This is a genomic window from Domibacillus sp. A3M-37, assembly GCF_024213455.1.
GTDB lineage: Bacteria > Bacillota > Bacilli > Bacillales > Domibacillaceae > Domibacillus > Domibacillus tundrae.
This window is the reverse complement of sequence record NZ_JANAVL010000003.1, coordinates 1-22,835: the sequence shown is the minus strand read 5'-3', so window position 1 is coordinate 22,835 and position 22,835 is coordinate 1. Positions and strand designations below refer to the sequence as shown.

23 protein-coding genes, 1 rRNA gene and 1 riboswitch are annotated in these 22,835 nt (G+C 44.1%); of the genes, 19 read left to right on the top strand and 5 right to left on the bottom strand.

Annotated features, from left to right (window positions below):
- The first annotated feature begins 25 nt into the window (after positions 1-25).
- The 6 genes from cax to NLX67_RS06955 all read left to right on the top strand — a co-directional run bounded on the left by cax (position 26) and on the right by NLX67_RS06955 (position 7,805).
- Complete coding sequence (cax, locus tag NLX67_RS06980; RefSeq protein WP_254310859.1) at positions 26-1,078, top strand: calcium/proton exchanger; 1,053 nt, start codon at positions 26-28, stop codon at positions 1,076-1,078.
- A gap of 21 nt (positions 1,079-1,099) precedes the next feature.
- Entirely contained in the window at positions 1,100-1,279 is a 180-nt protein-coding gene (locus tag NLX67_RS06975) for an SE1561 family protein (protein ID WP_046181091.1), read from the top strand.
- A gap of 169 nt (positions 1,280-1,448) precedes the next feature.
- Complete coding sequence (locus tag NLX67_RS06970) at positions 1,449-2,993, top strand: fumarate hydratase (RefSeq protein ID WP_046181090.1); 1,545 nt, start codon at positions 1,449-1,451, stop codon at positions 2,991-2,993.
- Between the two features lie 101 nt (positions 2,994-3,094).
- On the top strand, positions 3,095-3,847 hold the full coding sequence (pdaA, locus tag NLX67_RS06965; protein ID WP_046181089.1) for a delta-lactam-biosynthetic de-N-acetylase: 753 nt from the start codon (positions 3,095-3,097) through the stop codon (positions 3,845-3,847).
- A 59-nt stretch (positions 3,848-3,906) separates the two neighbouring features.
- Positions 3,907-5,274 carry a 23S rRNA (uracil(1939)-C(5))-methyltransferase RlmD gene (rlmD, locus tag NLX67_RS06960; protein WP_254310857.1) on the top strand — a complete coding sequence of 456 codons (1,368 nt, stop codon included), beginning with the start codon at positions 3,907-3,909 and terminating at the stop codon, positions 5,272-5,274.
- A gap of 337 nt (positions 5,275-5,611) precedes the next feature.
- A riboswitch (cyclic di-GMP riboswitch) is annotated at positions 5,612-5,697 on the top strand.
- 131 nt (positions 5,698-5,828) lie between these two features.
- Positions 5,829-7,805, top strand: coding sequence for a methyl-accepting chemotaxis protein (locus NLX67_RS06955; protein ID WP_254310856.1), 1,977 nt, complete (start codon positions 5,829-5,831; stop codon positions 7,803-7,805).
- 40 nt (positions 7,806-7,845) lie between these two features.
- On the opposite strand, the gene NLX67_RS06950 is transcribed toward NLX67_RS06955, so the two are convergent.
- Positions 7,846-8,760 carry a TIGR01777 family oxidoreductase gene (locus NLX67_RS06950; RefSeq protein WP_254310854.1) on the bottom strand — a complete coding sequence of 305 codons (915 nt, stop codon included), beginning with the start codon at positions 8,758-8,760 and terminating at the stop codon, positions 7,846-7,848.
- An 87-nt stretch (positions 8,761-8,847) separates the two neighbouring features.
- Here NLX67_RS06950 and recX point away from each other — a divergent pair, with 87 nt between their 5' ends.
- The 3 genes from recX to NLX67_RS06935 are packed head-to-tail and all read left to right on the top strand — an operon-like array spanning position 8,848 to position 10,258.
- Complete coding sequence (gene recX, locus NLX67_RS06945) at positions 8,848-9,642, top strand: recombination regulator RecX (RefSeq protein ID WP_254310853.1); 795 nt, start codon at positions 8,848-8,850, stop codon at positions 9,640-9,642.
- A 17-nt stretch (positions 9,643-9,659) separates the two neighbouring features.
- Positions 9,660-9,983, top strand: coding sequence for a YfhH family protein (locus NLX67_RS06940; RefSeq protein WP_254311319.1), 324 nt, complete (start codon positions 9,660-9,662; stop codon positions 9,981-9,983).
- 5 nt (positions 9,984-9,988) lie between these two features.
- Positions 9,989-10,258: a YfhJ family protein gene (locus tag NLX67_RS06935; protein WP_046181084.1), complete on the top strand. Its 270-nt coding sequence runs from the start codon at positions 9,989-9,991 to the stop codon at positions 10,256-10,258.
- Here NLX67_RS06935 and NLX67_RS06930 read toward each other — a convergent pair.
- Positions 10,255-11,241: a metal-dependent hydrolase gene (locus NLX67_RS06930; protein WP_254310851.1), complete on the bottom strand. Its 987-nt coding sequence runs from the start codon at positions 11,239-11,241 to the stop codon at positions 10,255-10,257. The two genes, NLX67_RS06935 and NLX67_RS06930, sit on opposite strands and share 4 nt — an antisense overlap.
- 95 nt (positions 11,242-11,336) lie before the next feature.
- Between NLX67_RS06930 and mutY the strand changes: the two genes are divergently transcribed.
- The 5 genes from mutY to NLX67_RS06905 all read left to right on the top strand — a co-directional run bounded on the left by mutY (position 11,337) and on the right by NLX67_RS06905 (position 16,224).
- Positions 11,337-12,428, top strand: a complete 1,092-nt coding sequence (gene mutY / locus NLX67_RS06925) for an A/G-specific adenine glycosylase (protein WP_156154095.1) — start codon at positions 11,337-11,339, stop codon at positions 12,426-12,428.
- Positions 12,425-13,168 carry an enoyl-[acyl-carrier-protein] reductase FabL gene (gene fabL, locus NLX67_RS06920; protein ID WP_254310849.1) on the top strand — a complete coding sequence of 248 codons (744 nt, stop codon included), beginning with the start codon at positions 12,425-12,427 and terminating at the stop codon, positions 13,166-13,168. Before mutY ends, fabL begins: the two co-directional genes overlap by 4 nt.
- Positions 13,169-13,260: 92 nt before the next feature.
- Positions 13,261-13,740 (top strand): gamma-type small acid-soluble spore protein, encoded by a 480-nt coding sequence (locus NLX67_RS06915; protein ID WP_254310847.1) that lies wholly within the window; start codon positions 13,261-13,263, stop codon positions 13,738-13,740.
- A gap of 151 nt (positions 13,741-13,891) precedes the next feature.
- A complete protein-coding gene (ntdP, locus tag NLX67_RS06910) occupies positions 13,892-14,422 on the top strand; it encodes a nucleoside tri-diphosphate phosphatase (protein ID WP_046181330.1) in 531 nt (176 codons plus the stop codon).
- Between the two features lie 56 nt (positions 14,423-14,478).
- Complete coding sequence (locus NLX67_RS06905) at positions 14,479-16,224, top strand: ABC transporter ATP-binding protein (protein ID WP_254310846.1); 1,746 nt, start codon at positions 14,479-14,481, stop codon at positions 16,222-16,224.
- 30 nt (positions 16,225-16,254) lie between these two features.
- Here the strand turns inward: NLX67_RS06905 and NLX67_RS06900 are convergent, their stop codons facing one another.
- Together NLX67_RS06900 and NLX67_RS06895 are read right to left on the bottom strand one after the other, a co-directional pair.
- Positions 16,255-17,331, bottom strand: coding sequence for an FUSC family protein (locus tag NLX67_RS06900; protein ID WP_254310844.1), 1,077 nt, complete (start codon positions 17,329-17,331; stop codon positions 16,255-16,257).
- Between the two features lie 160 nt (positions 17,332-17,491).
- Positions 17,492-18,781 carry a glutamate-1-semialdehyde 2,1-aminomutase gene (locus tag NLX67_RS06895; protein ID WP_254310843.1) on the bottom strand — a complete coding sequence of 430 codons (1,290 nt, stop codon included), beginning with the start codon at positions 18,779-18,781 and terminating at the stop codon, positions 17,492-17,494.
- Positions 18,782-18,908: 127 nt separating this feature from the next.
- On the opposite strand from NLX67_RS06895, the gene bcp reads away from it, so the two are divergent.
- The 3 genes from bcp to perR all read left to right on the top strand — a co-directional run bounded on the left by bcp (position 18,909) and on the right by perR (position 21,078).
- Positions 18,909-19,376 carry a thioredoxin-dependent thiol peroxidase gene (bcp, locus tag NLX67_RS06890; RefSeq protein ID WP_156154114.1) on the top strand — a complete coding sequence of 156 codons (468 nt, stop codon included), beginning with the start codon at positions 18,909-18,911 and terminating at the stop codon, positions 19,374-19,376.
- Between the two features lie 12 nt (positions 19,377-19,388).
- Positions 19,389-20,333: a D-2-hydroxyacid dehydrogenase gene (locus NLX67_RS06885; RefSeq protein WP_046181334.1), complete on the top strand. Its 945-nt coding sequence runs from the start codon at positions 19,389-19,391 to the stop codon at positions 20,331-20,333.
- A 286-nt stretch (positions 20,334-20,619) separates the two neighbouring features.
- Positions 20,620-21,078 (top strand): peroxide-responsive transcriptional repressor PerR, encoded by a 459-nt coding sequence (perR, locus tag NLX67_RS06880; RefSeq protein ID WP_046181335.1) that lies wholly within the window; start codon positions 20,620-20,622, stop codon positions 21,076-21,078.
- 48 nt (positions 21,079-21,126) lie between these two features.
- Here the strand turns inward: perR and NLX67_RS06875 are convergent, their stop codons facing one another.
- The gene (locus NLX67_RS06875; RefSeq protein ID WP_046181336.1) at positions 21,127-21,483 is read right to left on the bottom strand and encodes a YgzB family protein; all 357 of its coding nucleotides are present in this window, start codon (positions 21,481-21,483) and stop codon (positions 21,127-21,129) included.
- Between the two features lie 117 nt (positions 21,484-21,600).
- On the opposite strand from NLX67_RS06875, the gene NLX67_RS06870 reads away from it, so the two are divergent.
- On the top strand, positions 21,601-22,473 hold the full coding sequence (locus tag NLX67_RS06870) for a nucleotidyltransferase-like protein (RefSeq protein ID WP_254310841.1): 873 nt from the start codon (positions 21,601-21,603) through the stop codon (positions 22,471-22,473).
- A gap of 293 nt (positions 22,474-22,766) precedes the next feature.
- A 16S ribosomal RNA gene (locus NLX67_RS06865) occupies positions 22,767-22,835 on the top strand; the annotation flags it as partial.

Genomic DNA, 22,835 nt, shown 5'->3' with positions numbered 1-22,835 from the left:
TTTTGACGTAATGGAGAGTGGGATTATGGGGAAAGTGTTTGCGATTATGATTGCTGCGGGTGTTCCGCTGACGATTGCAGGTTCACTTTTGCACTGGCCGAGCGTGGTCATGTTTGTGATTTGCAGCGCGACGGTCATTGCGCTGTCGAGCTACATGGGAAGAGCGACAGAAAGTCTGGCGATTGTAGTTGGGCCGCGTATCGGGGGATTATTGAACGCAACATTCGGAAATGCAGTTGAACTTATTATTTCTATTTTTGCTTTAAAAGCGGGACTTGTCGGCGTGGTGCTTGCGTCATTAACCGGTTCCGTTCTAGGAAACCTCTTACTTGTTGCAGGCCTTTCGTTTTTTGTGGGCGGATTGAAATTCAAGCGGCAGACATTCAGTGTGCACGATGCGCGCCATAACTCAGCGCTGCTTATTTTCGCAGTTGTTGTCGGGTTTGTCATTCCGGAAATTTTTTCAATGTCAATGACGGAAGCGAAAACGTTGAACCTGAGTATCGGCATTTCAATTGTCATGATCGCGATTTACCTTGCAGGCTTGTTTTTCAAGCTTGTGACACATCGTGGTGTATATGTATCAGAAGGAAACGAAACACATCATGAAGAAGTGCCTGAATGGGGTAAGAAAAAGGCAATTGGCATTTTGCTTGCAGCCACGGCAGCAGTTGCGTATGTGGCAGAAGGCCTTGTTCATACATTTGAAGCAGTCGGCGAGCAATTTGGCTGGTCTGAACTTTTTATCGGGGTTATCATTGTCGCTATTGTCGGAAATGCCGCTGAACATGTTTCTGCTATTTTAATGGCGATGAAAAACAAAATGGACATTGCGGTTGAAATTGCGATTGGTTCTACGCTTCAAGTCGCGATGTTTGTCGCACCGGTACTTGTTCTTATTTCACTTTTGTACCCGACACCGATGCCTCTTGTCTTCACAATACCGGAGCTCGTTTCTATGGTTACCGCTGTGTTTCTCGCCATCAGCATTTCCAATGACGGAGAGACGAACTGGTTTGAAGGGTTGACACTTCTTGCCGCATACTTCATCATGGGCATTGGATTTTACTTGTTATAATGGAAGAAGGGAAGAGTTGAATTGAAACCAATTCAAGATAAAGAAAAGCAGGTCGTGTATTTAAAAGAGCGGCTGAATATTTTTATGGAAGTACTGGATTCGATTGATCCGGAAGAAGCAGAAGTAGAAGACATTGACCGCTTAATCGAGATGATCGATGACATTGAATTAAAATGTGAACAATTCCGCGGCCGCGGTTAATTTGGAAAGCTTAAGCTGTGTACGTGCAGCTTAAGCTTTTTATTTTTTCGTTAGCAGTTAATTGAAACCGTTTGCGATTTTTTCTTTTAAACATTATATGACAGGCGTATAATGAACGTGTTGACCTAAGTTTTATACATAAGAAAAAATTCTGAGGGGGAACTGCACAATGAATTTGGAAACACTTCAGCAAAGCATGTACACGTTGATTGTCGAAACATCGACGAATCTTCCGAAAGACGTCCGCCGGGCAGTGAAAAAAGCGAAAGAGCGCGAAAATGCCGGTACACGGGCAGCAATGAGCCTCGATACCATCACGACAAATATTAAAATGGCAGACGATAACATTTCACCGATCTGCCAGGATACAGGTATGCCCACATTTAAAATTAAAACACCTGTCGGGGCAAATCAAATACATATTCAAAAAGCAATTTATGCGGCTATTGAGCAGGCAACAAAGAACGGAAAGCTCCGTCCGAATTCCGTTGATTCACTTGATGGCTCAAACAGCGGCAACAACCTTGGTCCGGGTACACCAGTCATTAAGTTTGAACAGTGGGAAGAAGACTATATCGATGCGCGTCTTATTTTAAAAGGCGGCGGCTGTGAAAATAAAAATATTCAATATAGTCTTCCATGCGAACTTGAAGGAATTGGGAAAGCGGGCCGCGACTTGGACGGCATCCGTAAATGCATTATGCACTCTGTTTATCAGGCGCAGGGACAAGGCTGCTCTGCCGGGTTTATAGGTGTCGGCATTGGCGGAGATCGCTCGTCCGGATATGATTTAGCGAAAGCGCAGTTGTTCCGCGGTGTGGACGATGTAAATGAAAATGAAGATTTACGCAAGCTGGAAGAGTATGTGATGGAGCACGCGAACGAGCTTGGAATCGGCACAATGGGCTTCGGCGGCGAAACAACATTGCTTGGCTGCAAAGTTGGCGTGATGAACCGCCTGCCTGCAAGTTTCTTCGTGTCCGTTGCGTACAACTGCTGGGCATACCGCCGTTTAGGTGTCGCAATCAATACAGAAACAGGTGGAATTGGCGAATGGTTTTACCAGGATGGGGAAGAAGTATCATTTGATACGACTCAGCAGCAGGAACAGGAAGTGAAATCAGAAAGCCGGGTTGTCACACTGCAGGCGCCGATTACCGAAGAACAAATCCGTGACTTGAAAGTTGGAGACGTTGTCCAAATTAATGGCATGATGTATACCGGCCGTGATGCAATTCATAAACATTTAAGCACAGCAGACAGCGCACCAGTTGATTTAAATGGACAAGTTATTTACCACTGCGGCCCGGTTATCCTGAAAGATGAAGCCGGCCAGTGGCACGTTAAAGCAGCTGGTCCCACAACGTCTATTCGCGAGGAGCCGTATCAAGGCGATATTATGAAACGATTTGGCATTCGCGCTGTAATTGGCAAAGGCGGTATGGGACCAAAAACATTGCAGGCACTTGGTGAACACGGCGGTGTTTATTTAAATGCAATCGGCGGCGCGGCGCAATATTATGCAGACTGCATCAAGGGTGTCGAAGGTGTAGACTTAATGCAATTTGGTATTCCGGAAGCGATGTGGCATTTGCGTGTAGAAGGATTTACCGCTGTTGTAACAATGGATTCACATGGAAACAGCCTTCATGAAGAAGTCGACAAATCATCACTCCAAAAATTGGCGAAATTTAAAGAACCTGTATTTGCTTAATCGTTAAACCGGCCTTTTGCCGGTTTTTTTGTTTTGAAATATGTTTCCACGGATGAAGCAGCATTATACAGCACATCTTAAGAACAAAAGGTGGTGCTGAAATGAAACAGTTTATTTTGTTTGTTGTTTTCCTTTTTATGCTGCCGGTTATTGCGGTATCATCAGAAGCCATTCATTGGGGATTTCAAAAGGGTTCAGACGGACAACAGGCAGAAGCGGGCGGCCAGCTGGATCAAATGCTAAAGGAGTACGATTCATTTTACAAAGGAAGTCCGAAGAAAAAAGTTGTGTATTTAACATTCGACAATGGATATGAAAACGGCCATACGAAAACGATTTTAGATACATTAAAAAAAGAAAAAATACCGGCGGCTTTTTTTGTCACAGGACATTATGTGGAAAGCGCCCCTGACTTGCTAAAAAGAATGGTCAAAGAAGGGCACATTATCGGCAACCATTCCTGGCACCATTACGATTTAACAACAGTACCAGGCAGCACAGTAATTGAGGAATTGAAGCTTGTAGAAAAAGAAGTAGCCAAAGTAACCGACCAGAAAAAAACAAAGTACGTCCGGCCGCCGCGCGGTATTTTTTCGGAGAATGTATTAAAAACTGCTGAAAAAGCCGGATACACTCACGTTATGTGGTCTCTCGCCTATGTGGACTGGTACGCGGATCAGCCAAAAGGGAAACAATATGCATACAATGAGATTATGAAACAAATTCATCCAGGCGCCATTATTATGCTTCACAGTGTCTCCAAAGATAACGCTGAAGCACTGCCGGATGTGATCCGTGATTTGAAAAAGAAAGGCTACACTTTTAAGTCTCTTGACCACTTTGCCGGCGCGTAATGCCCGGCTTCTTTTGATTGGTCAAATTCTATGATACAGTAAAGCTTGAGGTGACCTAAATGAAAAATGGAATTGAAATGAAGCCGGGACAGACGTTCCCGCTTACAATAAAACGAATTGGGATCAACGGGGAAGGTGTCGGCTATTTTAAACGAAAAGCGGTATTTGTACCGGGCGCTCTGCCGGGTGAAGAAATTACTGCAGAAGCGGTAAAAGTGATGCCGAAATTTACAGAAGCCGTGATCAAAAAGCTGCGAAAGCCATCTCCAAGCCGTGTAACGCCGCCGTGTCCGATATATGAACAGTGCGGCGGGTGTCAGCTGCAGCACCTTGACTACAGCGCGCAGCTGACAGAAAAAAAGGGCTTGATTATTCAAGCGCTGGAACGTTATACATCTTTTAATATCGACAAGCTGCCGATTCATGACACGATTGGCATGGACGATCCGTGGCGATACCGGAATAAAGCACAATTCCAGACAGGGATTCAAAAAGGTAAAATGGCGGCTGGATTGTACAGCCCGAACTCAAACGAGCTGGTGAATATTGAAGAGTGTATTGTCCAGCATCGGGTAATCGATGAAACAATTCGTCTGTCAAAAAAAATCATGAACAAGCTGTCGATTCCGGTATTTAGTTCTAAAAACAAGCAAGGCGTCAAAACGATTGTGGTCCGGTATGGATTCGAAACAGGTGACGTGCAGGCTGTGATCGTCACGGGGGATAAAACATTCCCAAAAGCATCACAGTTTGCCGAACAGTTAATGGCGCAAAAGCCGCGTGTAAAGTCAGTCGTCCACAACGTAAATCCAGGCAATACGCATTTAGTCATGGGTGACGTATCAAAAACGATCGCCGGCAGTGACACCATCTCAGAAAAACTGGGCGAATTTGAATATGAATTATCGGCTCGTGCCTTTTTTCAATTAAACCCTGTGCAGACGAAAAAATTGTATGATGAAGTCAAAAAAGCCGCAAATGTGAAGCCAACAGACAAAGTGGCCGACACTTACTGTGGATCGGGCACAATTGGGCTTTGGATCGGTAAAAACGCGGCAGAAGTGCGCGGAATGGACACGATTGCTGTATCCATTAAAGACGCCCGTGCCAATGCTGAGAAATATGGCGTCAACGCGACCTATGAAGTGGGGCCTGCCGAGAAATGGCTGCCAATCTGGAAAGAAAAAGGCTGGGTGCCAGATGTGTTAGTCACCGATCCGCCGCGCACCGGACTTGACCGGAAGCTGATTCAAACGATTAAACAGATCAAACCCGCCACATTTGTGTACGTTTCCTGTAATCCATCGACTCTTGCAAAGGACTTAACCGACCTTGCATCCGTATACAAAATCGACAGCATTCAGCCGGTCGATATGTTTCCACAGACGGCTCAAGTGGAATGTGTGGTAGCGCTGAAAAGAAAATAATACAGTCCCAAACAATTTACATGTCTTGACTGACTTTACAATCGGCATGAAACAAACGGATATTGAAGAAGAAGTATAACGAAGACAAATCGTAAATCACCGAAAATTAAATGTTGGGCATAAGCATCTGCACAAAGTTGTGTGGATGCTTTTTTTAAACATACAATCCAGACTGCTAAAAGTATTCTTTCAGCAGGTGTCATTAGGCGGAAAAAGCATTTTGGCATTAGCTTGCCGGCTTATTATTAGAATTTTCAAGTTGAAAGAAAGAAGATTTACCATTGACTGTAGGTCTTTTTTCTCATATATTGATAGTGTAATCAAAAAAGCAATGCTCAACAAGAAATGGCAAACTTGCTGAAAAGCAAGGACGCAAAGCTATGGGCCTACGGAATTTGATTCTATAGCTGCCGGGCCGCTGAAAATGAGGAGAAGGTCGAAACATCTCTTATTTGGGGTGTTTTTATTTATTTTGTGTAATGGTGATTTTATGCAAAAGTCTCCTCCTATTTTCCATTTATGGATGAGTAATAAAAAAGGGGGAGAAATTTTTAATGAAATTAGTGGTTAAAAATACATTCATGATCAGCCTGCTAATTGCCATTTCCATGATGAGCATTTCAGCGTTCGGCTATGTAAAGGCGAAGGAATTTTTGTATGAAAAATTTCAGGAGCAGGCATATAATCAGCTGGAATCGGTAAAAGCGAATATCAACATTTGGACAGAAGGAAAGCAGGAAACAATGGAGTATATTGCAGAAGCTGATGCGCTGAAAGTAGATGATACGACGAAAGCTGCTGCTCTGGGAACGAGACTTGCTGAGCGCATGGAAAATCCAGATGCGTTTGGTTTCATGGATGCTGAAGGATTTTTGTACTTAGGTGATGCACAAATTCCGGTGAGTGACTATGAGCATTTTATCGGCGGCAGAAAGGGAGAAACGAACGCATATAATCCTGTTCCGTCTTCATCGCCGGGGGTAGATGAAGCGCCGATTGTACTGGCTTCATCGCCAGTGTATGGCGATAGTGGAGAAATTGTCGGCGTCGCTTCCGGTGGATACCCGATCGAAACATTGATTAACATTATTTCCAGTGTGACATTAGGCGAAAGCGGCTATGTCACGGTTTTCACGAACGATGGCACGATCGTTGCAGGACAAAACAAAGAAGACACATTGCATAAAAAAATAGCCAATTATGAAAATGAGGACTTAAATCAGCTTGTAAAAGAAAGCATGAATGGCAAAACAGGCGTTGTAGAAACGAATTTTAACGGTGAAGACAACCTTATTTTTTACAGCAAAGCCGATGAAGTCGACTGGGGTGTCATGATTTCTGTTCCAGTCAGTGAAGCTTTTGCCGATGCTAATTCTTTGCTGAACTACTTTATCATCATCACAATTATTTTTATTGTGGGAAGTGCCATCATTAGCTATTTGCTGAATAACCGGTCTTTGAAACCGATCACAGATATCAATAATAAAATTGCGGAATTGGCGAATGAAGAAGGCGATTTAACGCAAAGGCTTCGGATTAAGCGAAAGGATGAAATTGGGCAGCTTGCAGGCAATGTCAACGCGCTGCTGGACAGCTTGCAGGTGTTAATTAAAGGTATTCTTCAAAAAGGAGAAGTAGTGTCAAAAAGTACGTCCGACTTATCCGAAAGTGCAGAAGAAATCGTACAGCTGTCCAATGACGTCACACAAAATGTTCAAAACGCAGCCGCACTGTCAACAGAGCAGGAAAAAGGTAATAACAAAAACCTGGCGTCCATTACCGAAATAACTGAAACGGTTGATGAGATGAAAGATCATTCTTCATTAGTATCAGAGAAAACAAAGTACGCTTATCAGGAAGTAGAAACTGTGAATCAAGAAATTCAGACCTTGATCGAGCAAATGACGTCCATACAGGAATCCATCCGCCATTCTGCTGACACAGTGAAAAAACTAGGCAGTCGCTCATCGGAAATCGGTAATATCGTGGATTTGATCACGGGGATTACAGAACAAACGAATTTACTTGCGCTTAATGCGTCGATTGAAGCAGCAAGAGCTGGAGAACATGGAAGGGGCTTCGCGGTAGTAGCGGAAGAGGTTAGAAAGCTGGCGGAGCAGTCGTCTTTATCTGCCAAACAAATTTCTGAACTTGTAGGCGAAATTTTAACAGAAACCTCGAATGCTGTTAATGGCATAGAAACGGGCACAAGTCAGTTTGGAACGGGAATGGAAACATTAAAAACGGTAAATGGCAAATTGCAAAATGTGTATCGTTCAACGGCAGAATCGTCCGATGAAGCATTGAATATTTTTCGGGAAATGGATAACCTGCTTTTAAATGTAAAAGAAGTCGAGCGTGTTATTTCTGACAACTCAAGAAAGTCGGCAGCATCGTCTACGTATATTCGTGAAGTAGCCTCATCTTCTGAAGAACAGCTGCTGTCAATTCAGGATATTACTGAATCTATAGAGAAAGCAGCTCAATTTGCTGAAGAATTAAAAGACTTGTTGAACCGGTTTAAAATTTGAGCTTTGTAAGGCGCAATTCGGGATGAATTGCGCCTTACACTTATTTTCGGGATGAATACAAGTCCTCAATCGCTCCCCGCACAAGTGGAAATTCAAACTGAAACCCTTTTTTCAAAAGCTTATCCGGCAGTGCTTTCTGGCCGTCTAACACAACCGTGCTCATTTCCCCGAGTGCAAGCTTTAATGCGGGTTCCGGCACAAACAGCCAGTGCGGGCGCCCGAGCACTTTGGCGAGTGTTTTGCCGAGGTCGTTCATTCGGACCGGGGTAGGTGCAGTGACGTTGAGTGGTCCTTCAATTGAATCGTTTTCAGCTGCGAATCGGATTGCCCTTACCACGTCTTTTACATGAATCCAAGACATCCATTGCCGGCCGGAGCCAATTTTGCCGCCAGCACCGAATTTGTACGGCATTGCCATGCGCGGCAGTGCGCCATCTTTTTCACCTAAAATAACCCCAAAGCGGGCCAGCACGGTACGGATGCCAGCTTTATCCGCCTGAATGGCTTCTTCCTCCCATACATTCACGACATGGCTTAAAAATCCACTGCCGGCAACACGAGATGATTCTACAAATGTCCCGGTTTCAGAGGTTGGGTAAATGCCAATCGCGCTCGCATTCACCAGAACCTTTGGCTTTTGTTCCAATACATTCATGATCCGGATGATTTCACGAGTGGCAATGATGCGGCTGTCCAATATTCGTTTTTTTCGCTCTTCTGTCCACCGTCCGCTGTTGATCGATTCCCCGGCTAAATTAATAAAAATGTCAACGCCGGCGAGTTCTGCTTCCGGTTTTGAACCGGATGTGAGCCACTTTACGTAATGAAGATGCTCTTCTTCTTTCTTATTTCCGGTGTTTCGCGTTAAAATATAAACATCGTATCCATGGCGAACTAGTTCATTCGTCAGTTCTTTTCCGACGAAGCCTGTACCGCCTGCGATCACAGCTTTCATAATGAAGACCCCCTGATTCTTTATATATGTTATTTTACCTGTTTAGACCATAAACAAACTATTCGAATGTGCTGAGGAGCGTGAGTAATGGGTGTTATTACAAAAATAACGGTTCAGCAAAAACGGGTGGACCGCTATAATATAGAAATTGACGGCGAATATGCGTTTAGTACTGATGAAGCGGTGCTCATCGAATTTAATTTAAAAAAAGGCCAAACGATCACCGAAGCAGAAATCACCGATATTCAGGTGCGAGATGGCGTTCAGCGAGGCATCAATACAGCCATCAACTTCTTATCCGTCCGCATGCGGTCAGAAAAAGAAATACGCGACTATTTGAAAAAGAAAGAAATTGAGCCGGATTCATGGGATGAAATTATGAAACGGCTCGCGTCGATGGGGTATTTAAATGATGAGCAGTTTGCGGACGCGTATATTAAAACGCAGATCCAGACGACGGAAAAAGGACCGGCAGTTATTTTGCGTGAGCTGAAGGAAAAAGGCATCGAGGACCACATCGCCGCTTCGCTTATTGAACAGTTTACAGAAGAAGAACGAATTGAAAAAGCGGCAGCTTTATTCGAAAAGCAGCTGAAAAAATACAAGCGGGATTCTGCTTTTCTGCAGCAAAAAAAAGCGGAGCAGCACGTTTTAACGAAAGGCTACTCTGCGGTCGTTATGAAAAAAGCGGCAACCAAAGCTGAACCGGACGCGGAAGCGGAGATGGGGGCGCTTATGCATCAGGCAGAAAAAGCGCACCGCCGCTATCGTGCATTTGAGAACCGGGAATACCGCCAAAAAATGAAAGCGTCTCTTTACCGAAAAGGTTTTGATTTATCGGATATTGATCGGGCGATTGACCGTCTGTTAGAAGAAGAATAAGAGAGGAAGAGATGAATATGGAACAGGAAAAACGGTACAGTGACATGAGCGAAGCGGAATTAAAGCAGGAAATTGCGCAGTTGCGGGAAAAAGCGCGAAAAGCGGAGCAGCTTGGTATCGTAAATGAATTCGCTGTTTATGATCGGCGCGTGTCGATGGCTCAGGCCTATTTACTTGATCCAGATGTTTTTAAGCCGGGGAAACTATATGAATTAACAACAGACCCGGGGCAATATTTTAAAGTAAACTATTTAAACGGTGTATTTGCCTGGGGATACAGATTAAATGGAGACGGAAAAGAAGAAGGCATACCCATTTCGCTGTTAAATAAAGGAGTGTAAGGAAAATGGAAGAAACGTTTCGGAAATTAACAGAGCGGCTGCTCCAAAGAAACAGCCGCTTGTCAGTGACCCGCGCAAGAACATGGGTCGAGCTTTTATGGGAAGATTTTGAGACGACGTATGCAAAAGCCGGCCATGATTACCGAGGGAAAGAACTAACTGAAAAAATGGTCACACAGCTGATCGACAGCTACGGAACAAAGCTGCATGAATTTGCAGCCCGCAATCCGAAATATAAGCATTTGCTTGATGACTCAAATGATATAACTCATTAATCACCAGGCAAAAAGGTGAGTTTTTTGCGTAATTTTTCTTCGCTGAAAATCCAGCCGGTATACGAACCGATTATGTTGTAGTCAAAATCAAGCTGAACGACTGCAACAAATGGATAATAATTTTTGCTGCGGTAACGAAGATCGATGAATTTTACTTCATAGCAGTCATTATATTCAGCCATTTCCCACCGGTAAACAGGAGAAAAGTGAAGAAATGCATCCAAGTTTTTATCTTTTTTCGCTGCTTTAAATAAAATTGACTCCGGTACAGGTACGCGCTTGTATTTATCTAAAATGGTCACAGACCGCCGGTAGCCGCTTGCTACGTAAAAATGGTCAGGGGACTTTACCGCAATGCGCCACTGGTTAAACCGGATCGTTGGCGCAATAATAATCTCCTCCGCATCCGGAATAAGCCGGCGGACGGAATGGCGAATAGCTGCCTGCATTTGAAAGCGAAGGATGTAGTAAATAAACAAAATCGCATAAACGATGATGAATGTGAACGCCGGATCAAAGCCGGCAAGCCACCAAAGCAATAATCCGATGACGTGCATGGTGAAAATAAATGAGTCGAATGTGTTAATGACACCGAGCGCTACCCATCTTGATGAAAATGGACGGAGTGCCTGTGTGCCGTATGAGTTGAAAATATCGACGAATACGTGTAAAAAAACGGCTGTTTGTGACCAGAGCCAAAGGTGGAACATATTGGCTTCCGGGAAAATAAAAAACAGCGCTCCAGTAATAAGAAGTGGCCACAGCAAAACAGCTGGAATCGAATGGGTGGCGCCTCGATGATTTCGAATATAAACCGCGTTATTACGGAGCTTTAAAATGGTATCAATGTCAGGTGCCTGCGAACCGATGACGGCAGCTGTCATGACCGCATATTTCGTTACGGGATCTGTTGCAACAGCCGGATCAAGTGTCGCGAGACCGCCAAGTGCGAAGCCCATGACAATGTGAGTTCCAGTATCCAATAAGGGCAGCCTCCTTTGCTAAAAGAATCTAATTATTAATGGTATTCCCGAATTCAAGTCTATTGTAACATGCAGAAAGCGGAGGGACAGTTAATTTGCTGGAAAACAGTGCATTGCAGAAAATAAACATCAACAAATTCCAACAGGATTTAGTCAGCTGGTACGCAGCGGAAAAGCGGGATCTTCCGTGGCGGCATGAACGGGACCCATATAAAATCTGGGTGTCGGAGATTATGCTGCAGCAAACACGTGTTGACACCGTTATTCCGTATTTCAATCGGTTTATGGAACAGTTCCCGACCGTTGAATCATTAGCGCATGCCGATGAGGAAGCAGTTATGAAAGCATGGGAAGGGCTTGGCTATTACTCGCGAGTCCGCAACTTGCAGTCAGCGGTCAAGGAAGTAACGGAAAGTTATGGCGGAACTGTGCCGTCTAATAAAGATGAATTTTTATCATTAAAAGGAGTCGGTCCATATACAGGCGGGGCGGTTTTGAGCATCGCCTACGGACTGCCTGAACCGGCTGTCGACGGCAATGTAATGCGCGTCCTAGCCCGCATTTTAACAATTTGGGACGATATTGCCAAGCCGTCAACGCGCAAAATTTTCGAGGAGGCCGTTCGGCACTTAATGTACGAAGAAGATCCGTCTTCTTTTAATCAGGCGTTAATGGAGCTGGGGGCAACCGTCTGTACACCAACATCGCCAGCTTGTCTTTTATGCCCTGTGCAAAATCATTGCCAGGCATTTGAAGAAGGAGTACAGCGGGAGCTGCCGGTGAAAACAAAAAAGAAATCAGACAAAAAAATCCGGATGGGGGCAGTGGTGCTGCGGGCGCCGGATGGAACTGTGCTCATTGAAAAGCGGCCGGAATCCGGGCTTTTGGCGAACTTATGGCAATTTCCTAATATGGAGCTGCCAGCCGGTACGAATCCAAGGACCGTGATGGAAGCGTATGTTGAAGCAGCATATGGATTGAATGCCCGCGTCCAGCCAGAAAAAACAATTGAAATCACTCATGTTTTTTCCCATTTAACGTGGGAAATTGATGTGTATATTGGAACAGTCGATATAAAAAAAGAAAAAGAACGAACGAAATTTGTTTCAAAACAAGATGTGGAAACATATGCTTTTTCTGTTTCGCATCAAAAAATATGGAAGCACGTGAAAGGAATGGGACAATGAAAACCGCATTAGTGACAGGCTCAAGCCGTGGTGTTGGGAAAGCAATTGCCATTACACTTGCGAAAGAAGGATATGATATTGTTGTCAATTATGTGCGCAGCAAATCAGCAGCAGAAGAAACCGCTAAAGAAATTGAAGCACTCGGCCGCCGCGCACTCGTTGTAAAAGCGAATGTCGGGGACATAGCAAAAATTAAAGAGATGTTTGAAACAATTGACGAAGAATTTGGCCGGCTAGATATTTTTATTAATAATGCTGCATCGGGCGTACAGCGTCCGGTTATGGAGCTTGAAGAAAAGCATTGGGATTGGACAATGGATATTAACAGCAAGGCATTACTATTTTGCGCAAAAGAGGCGGCAAAATTGATGGAAAAAAGCGGAGGTGGTTCCATTGTCAGCATCAGCTCACTCGGATCGATCCGGTATTTAAAAAATTATACAGCTGTTGGCGTGTCGAAAGCAGCTGTTGAAGCATTGACACGTTATTTGGCCGTGGAATTTGCAGAAAAAAATATTGTTGTTAACGCGGTGTCTGGAGGCGCGATCGATACGAATGCCCTTAAACATTTTTCCAACCGTGAGGAAATTTTGGAAGATGCAAAACAAAATACTCCGGCTGGGCGAATTGTTGAAATGGAGGATATTGTTCAGGCGGTGCTGTTTTTAACGTCTCCTGGCGCTTTTATGATCCGTGGACAAACGATTATTGTCGATGGCGGCCGTTCACTGCTCGTTTAAGTTTTTACGAATAAGATAAGCCTTTTTCGGTCAATATAATCAGCGTGGCGGGTTCAAGACCACAAAGACAAAATAACCGTAGGGGTGAAAAAATGAACAACAACCGCAATAAAACAACAGCTGGCACAGACGTTAACCAAGTGAGACGACAAAACGCTGCATCTGCTCAAGGACAGCAATATAAGACAGAGTTTGCTTCTGAAACAAACGTACAGGAAGTAAGACAGCAAAATGCACAATCTACACAAAATGCAGGAATGACTGGTGGTTCTGCAATGGCGGGCCGCAATGCCCGCAGCAGGCAGGCAAATCCAGCACAGCAATATGCGGCAGAATTCGCAGCTGAAACAAACGCACAGGAGGTAAGACAGCAAAACGCAGCCTCTACACAAAATGCAGGAATGACTGCTGGTTCTGCAATGGCAGGCCGCAACGCCCGCGGTATGCAGGCAAATCCAGCACAGCAATATGCGGCAGAATTCGCAGCTGAAACAAACGCACAGGAAGTAAGACAGCAAAATGCACAGTCTCAAGCACGTAAAAAAAATTCAACATCAAATCCAAATCAATAAAATGAAAACAAATGAAGCCCCGGCTAAACGCCTGGGGCTTCATTTGTTTTCATTTGAGCAGTTAATCGTTATAATAGAAGATGAATGTTTTACCGTCCTTGCGAAAAGGGAATATAAAACAGCATGTGACGCTAGAAAGTAGGGGACAACGATGGAGATTCCTGCAGAAGGTGAATCGTTGCAGATTCACAGTTACAAGCATAATGGCCGCATTCATCGGGTGTGGGAAGAAACAGTTGTCGTAAAAGCAACTGAAAATATTGTTATTGGTGGAAATGACCGGACGATTGTAACAGAATCAGACGGGCGGACGTGGGTGACACGTGAGCCGGCAATCTGTTACTTTCACACACGTAAATGGTTTAATGTAATCGGCATGCTTCGCGCAGACGGCATCCATTACTACTGTAATATTAGTTCGCCATTCGTGTTTGACCACGGTGCGCTCAAGTATATTGATTATGATCTTGACGTAAAGGTTTTTCCGGATATGACGTACATTTTACTTGATGAAGACGAGTACCGACAGCATAGCCACGAGATGAACTATCCAGAGGTCATTGATAAAATTTTGCGGCGCAATATGGATCACCTGCTTCAATTGATTGAGCAGCAGAAAGGTCCATTTTCGCCCGGATTTATCGAGCGCTGTTATGGGAAATACTCACAGCTATGCCGCTGAATGCCTGTTGAAGTGTTCAACAGGTTTTTTCGTTGTGGAAAGAAAGGGGATAAGAGATGGGCGTTATCAAACGATATATGCAATTTGTCAAGCCATACAAGTGGCAGATTGCCGGGACATTGTTGATTGGCATCATTAAATTTGGTATTCCGCTCTTGCTGCCAATATTGATCAAATATGTTATTGATGACATTGTTGGCGGGTCGATGAGTGCAGCGGAAAAAAAAGAACAGCTTTACTGGTTAATCGGACTTATGCTCATTTTGTTCGTTATCGTCCGGTATCCGGTTGAATATTACCGGCAATACTTTGCCCAGTGGACAGGCAGTAAAATTTTATATGACATCCGAGATCGCCTGTTTGCACACATTCAACAACTCAGCTTTAAGTATTATGCCAATACGCGCGCAGGTGAAGTGATCTCGCGTGTGATCAACGACGTGGAACAAACGAAAAACTTTGTCATTACCGGGCTGATGAATGTCTGGCTTGACGCGGCAACCATTGTCATTGCTGCTGCGATTATGATGACAATGGACGTGAAATTAACGCTTGTGGCACTTGTTGTGTTTCCGTTTTACGCACTGAGCGTCAAATATTTTTTCGGTAATTTGCGCCATTTGACCCGCGTCCGTTCACAGGCTCTCGCAGAAGTACAGAGTCACTTGCATGAACGCGTCCAAGGAATGCCGGTTATTAAAAGTTTTGCCATTGAACCGGTTGAACAGGAGCGTTTTCGAACACACAACAAAAATTTCCTGCAAAAAGCGCTGGACCAGACAGCTTGGAACGCAAAAGCATTTGCCGTCGTCAATACAATGACCGATATCGCGCCGCTTTTAGTCATCGGTTATGCTGGTATTCAAGTTATTGACGGGAACTTAACCGTCGGGACAATGGCGGCGTTTATTGCGTACATTGATCGTTTGTACAATCCGCTGCGCCGTCTCGTTAATTCATCGACGACGTTAACGCAGGCAATCGCTTCCATGGACCGCGTATTTGAGCTGCTTGATGAAAAATACGATATAACCGATAAACCGGAAGCGATTGAATGCCGCGACGTAAAAGGGGACATCATGTTTGACCACGTTCATTTTCGTTATGACGAAGGAGAAGAACTGGTGCTTAAAGATGTTGATTTACATGTGAAAGCAGGAGAAACGGTGGCGCTTGTCGGAATGAGCGGCGGCGGCAAGTCGTCACTCGTCAGCTTAATTCCACGTTTTTACGATGTAACAGATGGACGGATTTTGCTTGATGGCACCGACATCCGTGATTTTAACGTCCGCTCATTGCGTGATAAAATTGGTATGGTGCTGCAGGACAACATTTTGTTTAGCGATTCGGTTCGGGAAAATATTTTGCTTGGCCGCCCAGAGGGGACGGATGAAGAAGTGATCGAAGCAGCCAAAGCAGCGAACGCACATGACTTCATTATGGCGCTGCCGAACGGTTATGAAACAAAGGTCGGTGAACGCGGGGTCAAATTGTCCGGCGGTCAAAAGCAGCGTGTGGCAATTGCCCGCGTGTTCCTGAAAAATCCGCCGCTTCTTATTTTGGACGAAGCAACGTCGGCACTTGATTTGGAGAGCGAGCATCTTATTCAAGAGGCCATTGAGTCGCTGGCAAAAACACGGACAACGTTTATTGTTGCCCACAGGCTGTCAACGATTACCCATGCGGACCGGATTATTTTGATTGAACATGGTGAAGTGATTGAAGACGGTTCGCACGATGAATTGATGAAAAAACAAGGCGGCTACTGGAGGCTGTTTCAAGTCCAGCAGCTGGACCAATAAAAAAGCGATGCCTAAGCCGGCATCGCTTTTTTATTCTTCTTCATATTCAGGCGCTTCGTCATCTTTATGATATTTATAAAAGCTTGTCATTAGATGATCAAGGTGTTCGAGCTTCTCCCCATATTCCAAAATCGACGATACAATGTGGAGAAGATGAATCGATGATGTTAATTCTTCTTTATTGTCCTTGTATATTTCATCTGTAAACATATGCATAAACTCATCCCGGTTCATACACGGCTCAAACAGCTCTTCAGACGTTTCAGTCGTTTTTGCTTTGCCGACAAACCGGAGAAGCAAATGTTCATGGTAGCTGACAAGGCAGTCAAGATGATCCTGCATTGTACGCAGCAATTCAGGGTTTAAATGGTGAAGCTCATTTTCATATTGATTGAGCCGCTGTAAAATATCCATGCTCCGGCGGGTCGTTAAAATCAATTTTCGATAGAGGACAATTTTTCGCTGCTTTGCCCGGAGATTTTTCTTCAGCGGGGTCCGGTCTTCTTTGTACAGCAAAAACATGTTGTCGATTTTAATCAATTTTTCGCGCTGTTTAGCCATGTCTTTTTTCAGCAAATGAGATTCCGACGCGTTTCGGGAGGTAATCCGAATCCACTTTAAAACTTCTTCGCTCAATTGGTTAAGGGATGAGAACAGCTTCGTTTCATATTTAGGTGGCAAAAAGACCAAATTCACAAGGAATGAAGATAAAACGCCGATTGAAATATTAAACATACGGATCATCGAGAATTGTACGAACTGATCGTTTTGGACTTCCATAATTGCGATGATTGTCACAAGAGCGATACTAACGGATTTTTCAAGCTTAAATTTAAGCAGAATAATAATGGCAATAATCGCTGCGAGTCCAACGATAATAATATGATTTCCGAAAGCGAGTACGAATAAAATAGCGATCGCGGCACCGATCACGTTTGCTTGAATTTGTTCCACTGCCGTTAAATAAGAACGGTAAATATTCGGCTGAATAGCAAAAACAGCCGCGATTCCGGCGAAAACCGGTGACGGCAATTGTAGCCATTGTGCAATGTAAAGGGCTAAAACAATGGCAATTCCCGTTTTGAAAATGCGGGCACCCAGCTTCATTTGATGTATAGTTCCTTTCCTGAATAGTTGTATTGATACGTGTTTACCGAAAATCCCTGTGGATCAAACAAACTGTACTATACAACGGAAAAGAAGGCATTGCAAGTAACAGAAAAATGAAAAAGAAACGCCTCTTTTATAGAGACGATCTTTTCATTCGTTATAAAAGCGCAGCAAATGCTTGTTCCGCAGCGTGAATGGTGTTTTGAATATCTTCTTCTGTGTGGGCGGTCGTTAAAAACCAGGCTTCATATTTTGATGGAGCTAAATTAATGCCGCGATGCAGCATTTCCTTAAAGAATCTTGCAAAGAGCTCGCCATCTGTTGCTTCTGCCTGATCGTAATTCACCACTTGTTGATCGGTAAAGTAAACCGTTAACGCACCTTTCAGACGATTAATGGTCACGGGGACATTTGCCTTTGCTGCGGCCTGTAAGAGTCCTTCTTCAAGCATGGCGCCAAGACGATCAAGCTGCTCGTAAACACCATCCTGTTCAATCACTTCGAGGCAGGCGATACCGGACAGCATTGAAGCTGGATTGCCGGCCATCGTCCCCGCCTGATACGCAGGACCAAGCGGCGCCACTTCTTCCATTACATCCACGCGGCCGCCGTAAGCGCCGATTGGCAAACCGCCGCCGATAATTTTGCCGAGTGCCGTTAAGTCGGGTGTTACTTCGAGTAAATCCTGGGCGCCGCCGTACATAAAACGGAAAGCAGAAATCACTTCATCAAAAATAAGCAGCGCGCCCGCTTCATGAGTGAGCCGTTTTACTTCTTCTAAAAAGCCAGGCTTTGGTTCTACAATACCGAAGTTGCCAACGATCGGTTCGATCATGACCGCGGCTACGTTATCACCCCATTTTTCGAGCGCTTCTTTTAATGGACCCGTTTCATTGAATGGAACGGTAATGACTTCCTGCGCAATGCTTTTCGGCACGCCGGCAGAATCGGGGGTGCCGAGTGTAGACGGACCACTGCCGGCAGCAACGAGGACAAGGTCCGAGTGGCCGTGATAGCAGCCGGCGAATTTAATAATCTTATCACGCTTTGTATATGCGCGCGCCACGCGAATTGTCGTCATAACGGCTTCGGTGCCGCTATTCACAAATCGGACTTTATCCAGTGCCGGCATCGCTTTTTTCAGCTTTTTGGCAAAGATCACTTCATGCTCGGTCGGCGTACCGAACAAAACGCCGTTTTGTGCTGCTTTTGTAATGGCTTCCGTAATATGGGGATGAGCATGTCCAGTAATAATCGGGCCGTATGCCGCTAAATAATCAATATATTGATTCCCGTCTACGTCCCAAAAATAAGCGCCCGCGCCGCGCGCCATTGCCACAGGTGAGCCGCCGCCAACTGCCTTGTAGGAACGGGACGGGCTGTTCACGCCACCAACAATATGTTTAAGCGCTTCTTCGTGAAGTGCATCTGACTTTGAAAACTTCATAACGTATGGCCTCCTGATTCTTTTTTCTGTTTCATTGTAGACTTCTTCGAAAAAGGAATCAACGTACGGCTCTATAGTTGCCAATTTCAACCCGATTCGCTACGCTAAAAGAAAAAGGGGGATTCTTGTGGAGAATTTAACAGGAAAACTGGCACCGATTTTTACATTGCCGGATCAGCGGGGCGAGATGGTTAACATTGCTGACTTTAAAGGGAAAAATATTGTTCTTTATTTTTATCCGAAAGACATGACGCCGGGCTGCACGACAGAAGCTTGTGACTTCCGGGATCAGAACAGCGTCTTTGCCCAATACGAGACGGTCATTATTGGCATTAGTCCAGATCCGGCTGCGCGCCATCAGAAATTTATTGAAAAACATGGATTGCCTTTTACTTTGCTCGCAGATGAAGAACAAACTGCAGCAGAACTGTACGGCGTCTGGACGCTGAAAAAGAACTTCGGCAAAGAATATATGGGTATTGAACGCTCGAGTTTTTTAATTAATAAAGAAGGCATTATTGCAAAAGAATGGCGGAAAGTTCGTGTAAAAGGACATGTAGAAGAAACGCTTGAAGCAGTAAAAGCGTTAAACTAAGGAGGGACTTCGTTGAACATCGTATTTACATTTCGCCCACCGCGGGATATTCAAGCGGATCTTCAGAAAAAATTTCCAAACGAAACGTTTTCGTTTTATAAGCAGCTGGATGAAGCTCAATCGCTCCATGAAGCGGAAATTTTGGTGACATTCGGGAGTGATCTGACAGAAGAACGTATTCATGAGTGCCAGTCTCTTAAATGGATTATGGTGGCGTCGGCTGGCATTGAAGAAATGCCGCTTCAAGCGATTAAAGACCGAGACATTCTTGTGACAAATGCTCGTGGTATACATAAGATTCCAATGGCGGAATTCACACTCGGTTTCATGCTGAATCACGTCAAGCGGTTTGCTGAGCTGCATACGCTCGAACAGTCAGAAACGTGGAACAAGCAGCTGCCGCTTCAGGAGTTGGCCGGAAAAGAAGTGACGATTCTGGGAACAGGAGCGATCGGTCAAGAAATCGCCAGGCTTGCAAAAGCATTCCGGATGACAACAACCGGTGTTAATAAAAGCGGGCAACATGCTGAAGGGTTTGATCAAATTTTTACGATTTATGAACTTGAGTCGGCTGTTCTCAGTGCGGATTTTGTTGTGGCGGTTTTGCCGAGTACGCCAGAAACGATCAGTCTGCTACAGCCAGAACACTTTGAAACGATGAAAAATACGGCTGCATTTATCAATATTGGGCGCGGTGACCTTGTCTCGGAACTGGTTTTGCTTTCTGCGATTAATGATGAGGAAATTGCACATGCGTACTTGGACGTATTCCCGGTAGAGCCGCTCCCTGAAGCCCATCCATTTTGGCGTCATCCGGCCATCACGGTTACGCCTCACATTTCCAGTGTGACAAAGCAGTACGTTCCAAGAGCAATGGTGATTTTTGAACATAATCTCCGCTGTTTTATCGATGGTGGGGATTATGAGAATGTCATTGACGTGGAGAGAGGGTACTAAACCGGCGCGGAGCCGGTTTCAGGCTGTTGACAAACGCTCGCTTTCGGCGTTGCTTGCCGTGTGTGAATGCTCATGACCCCCAAAAGGTCACTCCGCTTCCCAACCGGCGGCGTTCCTTGAAAGACAAGCGTTTTCAATCAGCCTGCTTTCTAACTTTGTCTACACTCTGAAACCAACACTAAGCCGGTTTTTCTTTTCCATTGACAATCATACTCATTTGCGAGTAAACTGTTTATAAAGATTATAAAGTAATAATCCTTTTCAAAAAGAAAAGAGGTGTAGGTCCTTGTCACACACACATGTCCATGAATCCCATGATCAGTTGAAAGATGCGCTTGATGCCCTGAAGCAAACCGGTGTCCGCATTACACCTCAACGCCATGCGATTCTTGAATTTCTCGTCGAGTCGATGACGCACCCGACCGCTGATGATATTTATAAAGCGCTTGAAGGAAAGTTTCCAAATATGAGTGTTGCCACTGTATACAATAATTTGCGTGTGTTCCGTGAAGTAGGTCTCGTAAAAGAATTAACGTACGGCGATACATCAAGCCGTTTTGATTTCGTTACAACAGAGCACTACCACGTGATCTGCGAAACATGCGGCAAAATTGTTGATTTCCACTATCCGGGTCTTGATGAAGTAGAGCAGCTTGCAGCGCACGTAACAGGCTTTAAAATCAGCCATCACCGTATGGAAGTCTACGGAACATGCACGGAATGTCATCATAAAGATTTGCACTAAAAAACCTCCATCACCCTTTTCGGGATGGAGATTTTTTTGTGAGTCTGATTAATCAAGGCTTTTTTTCTGATTATACTTTTCATCGAAGTCTTTTCCTTCCAAAGAAGGATCCAGTGTAAGCGGCTCGTTGCAGTACATGCACATATCGACACGTCCAAGCACTTTAGTCGGCTTCCCGCAGTTCGGACAAACAACTTGTATCGCTCTGGTCGACAGCATACCGATCCAGAAATACACAACGGTGCTAGCCACAATGCATAAAAGACCAAGCAGCATGAAGATCGTCATGACGAGGAAGTTCTCCCGGAAGAAAATACCGCCGTACATCACAATAAATCCAATAAAAATAAGGCTTAACGCAAATGTGCGGATTTTATTAATTTTACTTGAATATTTTTTTGCCATCATTTCATCCTCCCACTCAATACTATATCATATAATCTCTTCCCGCTTGCGGCAGGAATTCGACATTTTATGTCGAAACTAAACAAAACGAAATTTAAATGTCTGGAGGAAAAGGAAGTGGAAGATTTACTGCGCCCTTTATATCAAGAACGGACAAGTCAGCAAAATACACTCGGTGTATTGGCTATACAGAAAAATGAACAAAACCGAGCGTTTACTGAAAACTTTGATTCTATTTTGCTTATCATTGTTAAAGAAGCGGAAGAAGCTGTTTTTATTAAACACTATGGGGACTGGAATGAAGAAACAGCTTCTATGTATATCATAACAGAAGCACAATTAAAAGAATGGCTTCTGTTAGGCACAAACCGGAAAGTCATTGAATGGCTTTATCATGGTCGGATTTTGTTTGATCGAAACGAATATGTACAAGAGTTGAAAACGGAAATGCGCGATTTTCCATTTTACGGCCGCAAAATTAAAATGACGATTGAATTTGCGAAATTAATTAAACGTTACACAGACGGGAAAGCATTTTTTAATGATGCCCATTTTTTAGACGCATATAATCACGTACTGCATTCATTGCACCATTTGGCGCGGCTTTCTGTCATTGAAAATGGACTTTACCCGGAATTGACTGTGTGGAATCAAGTTCGCCATATTGAGCCCGGCATCTATAAACTGTACGAAGAACTTTTAACAAGTGATGAGAACTTGCAAAAAAGACTGGAACTGCTTTTTTTAGCGAGTGAATTTTTAATTCATTCCCGAACTGAACGTGGAGCAGATCATTTACTGACGCTGATGAAAGAAAAAGAATGGTGGAGCATTAGTGAATTGCTAAATCATGAAGAAGTGAGGCATTATGCGGTAGATATTGTGACATTAATAGAATATTTAATTGATCGACAGCTTGTTCGTGTGGTGTCTGTTCAGACAAAAGGGCAAGGGATTTTCCATCGTTATTATCACGTGACAAAAGATTAATTATTTTTCGAAATAAATCATTGACTCATCTGTTACGCAATGTTATATTAATTAGCGTCGCTGTTAGAGGAAGCTAAGACAGCAAAAAAAGAAATTGAAAATAATACTTGACGAATTTGATTCATATTGGTATTATGTTAAAGTCGCTGTCTTACGTTTTATGACAAAGACGCTAAGCTAAATTGAACATTGAAAACTGAACAAAATCAATAAAAACGTCAACGTTTTAAGCAAGAAACTTCTATTATAAGATGCATGTCATCTTATGTGGAAACAATTGAGCAGTCAAACACTTTTTGGAGAGTTTGATCCTGGCTCAGGACGAACGCTGGCGGCGTGCCTAATACATGCAAGTCGAGCGG

What these genes read in the sequence shown, in the direction of transcription:
- fabL (WP_254310849.1), top strand. Translation starts at nt 12,425, where the DNA reads ATGAAAACCGCATTAGTGACAGGCTCAAGCCGTGGTGTTGGGAAAGCA.
- NLX67_RS06915 (WP_254310847.1), top strand. Translation starts at nt 13,261, where the DNA reads ATGAACAACAACCGCAATAAAACAACAGCTGGCACAGACGTTAACCAA.
- NLX67_RS06940 (WP_254311319.1), top strand. Translation starts at nt 9,660, where the DNA reads ATGGAACAGGAAAAACGGTACAGTGACATGAGCGAAGCGGAATTAAAG.
- NLX67_RS06955 (WP_254310856.1), top strand. Translation starts at nt 5,829, where the DNA reads ATGAAATTAGTGGTTAAAAATACATTCATGATCAGCCTGCTAATTGCC.
- NLX67_RS06905 (WP_254310846.1), top strand. Translation starts at nt 14,479, where the DNA reads ATGGGCGTTATCAAACGATATATGCAATTTGTCAAGCCATACAAGTGG.
- NLX67_RS06970 (WP_046181090.1), top strand. Translation starts at nt 1,449, where the DNA reads ATGAATTTGGAAACACTTCAGCAAAGCATGTACACGTTGATTGTCGAA.
- NLX67_RS06900 (WP_254310844.1), bottom strand. Translation starts at nt 17,331, where the DNA reads ATGAAGCTGGGTGCCCGCATTTTCAAAACGGGAATTGCCATTGTTTTA.
- NLX67_RS06950 (WP_254310854.1), bottom strand. Translation starts at nt 8,760, where the DNA reads ATGAAAGCTGTGATCGCAGGCGGTACAGGCTTCGTCGGAAAAGAACTG.
- rlmD (WP_254310857.1), top strand. Translation starts at nt 3,907, where the DNA reads ATGAAAAATGGAATTGAAATGAAGCCGGGACAGACGTTCCCGCTTACA.
- cax (WP_254310859.1), top strand. Translation starts at nt 26, where the DNA reads ATGGGGAAAGTGTTTGCGATTATGATTGCTGCGGGTGTTCCGCTGACG.
- NLX67_RS06875 (WP_046181336.1), bottom strand. Translation starts at nt 21,483, where the DNA reads ATGGCAAAAAAATATTCAAGTAAAATTAATAAAATCCGCACATTTGCG.
- ntdP (WP_046181330.1), top strand. Translation starts at nt 13,892, where the DNA reads ATGGAGATTCCTGCAGAAGGTGAATCGTTGCAGATTCACAGTTACAAG.
- pdaA (WP_046181089.1), top strand. Translation starts at nt 3,095, where the DNA reads ATGAAACAGTTTATTTTGTTTGTTGTTTTCCTTTTTATGCTGCCGGTT.
- recX (WP_254310853.1), top strand. Translation starts at nt 8,848, where the DNA reads ATGGGTGTTATTACAAAAATAACGGTTCAGCAAAAACGGGTGGACCGC.
- NLX67_RS06895 (WP_254310843.1), bottom strand. Translation starts at nt 18,781, where the DNA reads ATGAAGTTTTCAAAGTCAGATGCACTTCACGAAGAAGCGCTTAAACAT.
- NLX67_RS06935 (WP_046181084.1), top strand. Translation starts at nt 9,989, where the DNA reads ATGGAAGAAACGTTTCGGAAATTAACAGAGCGGCTGCTCCAAAGAAAC.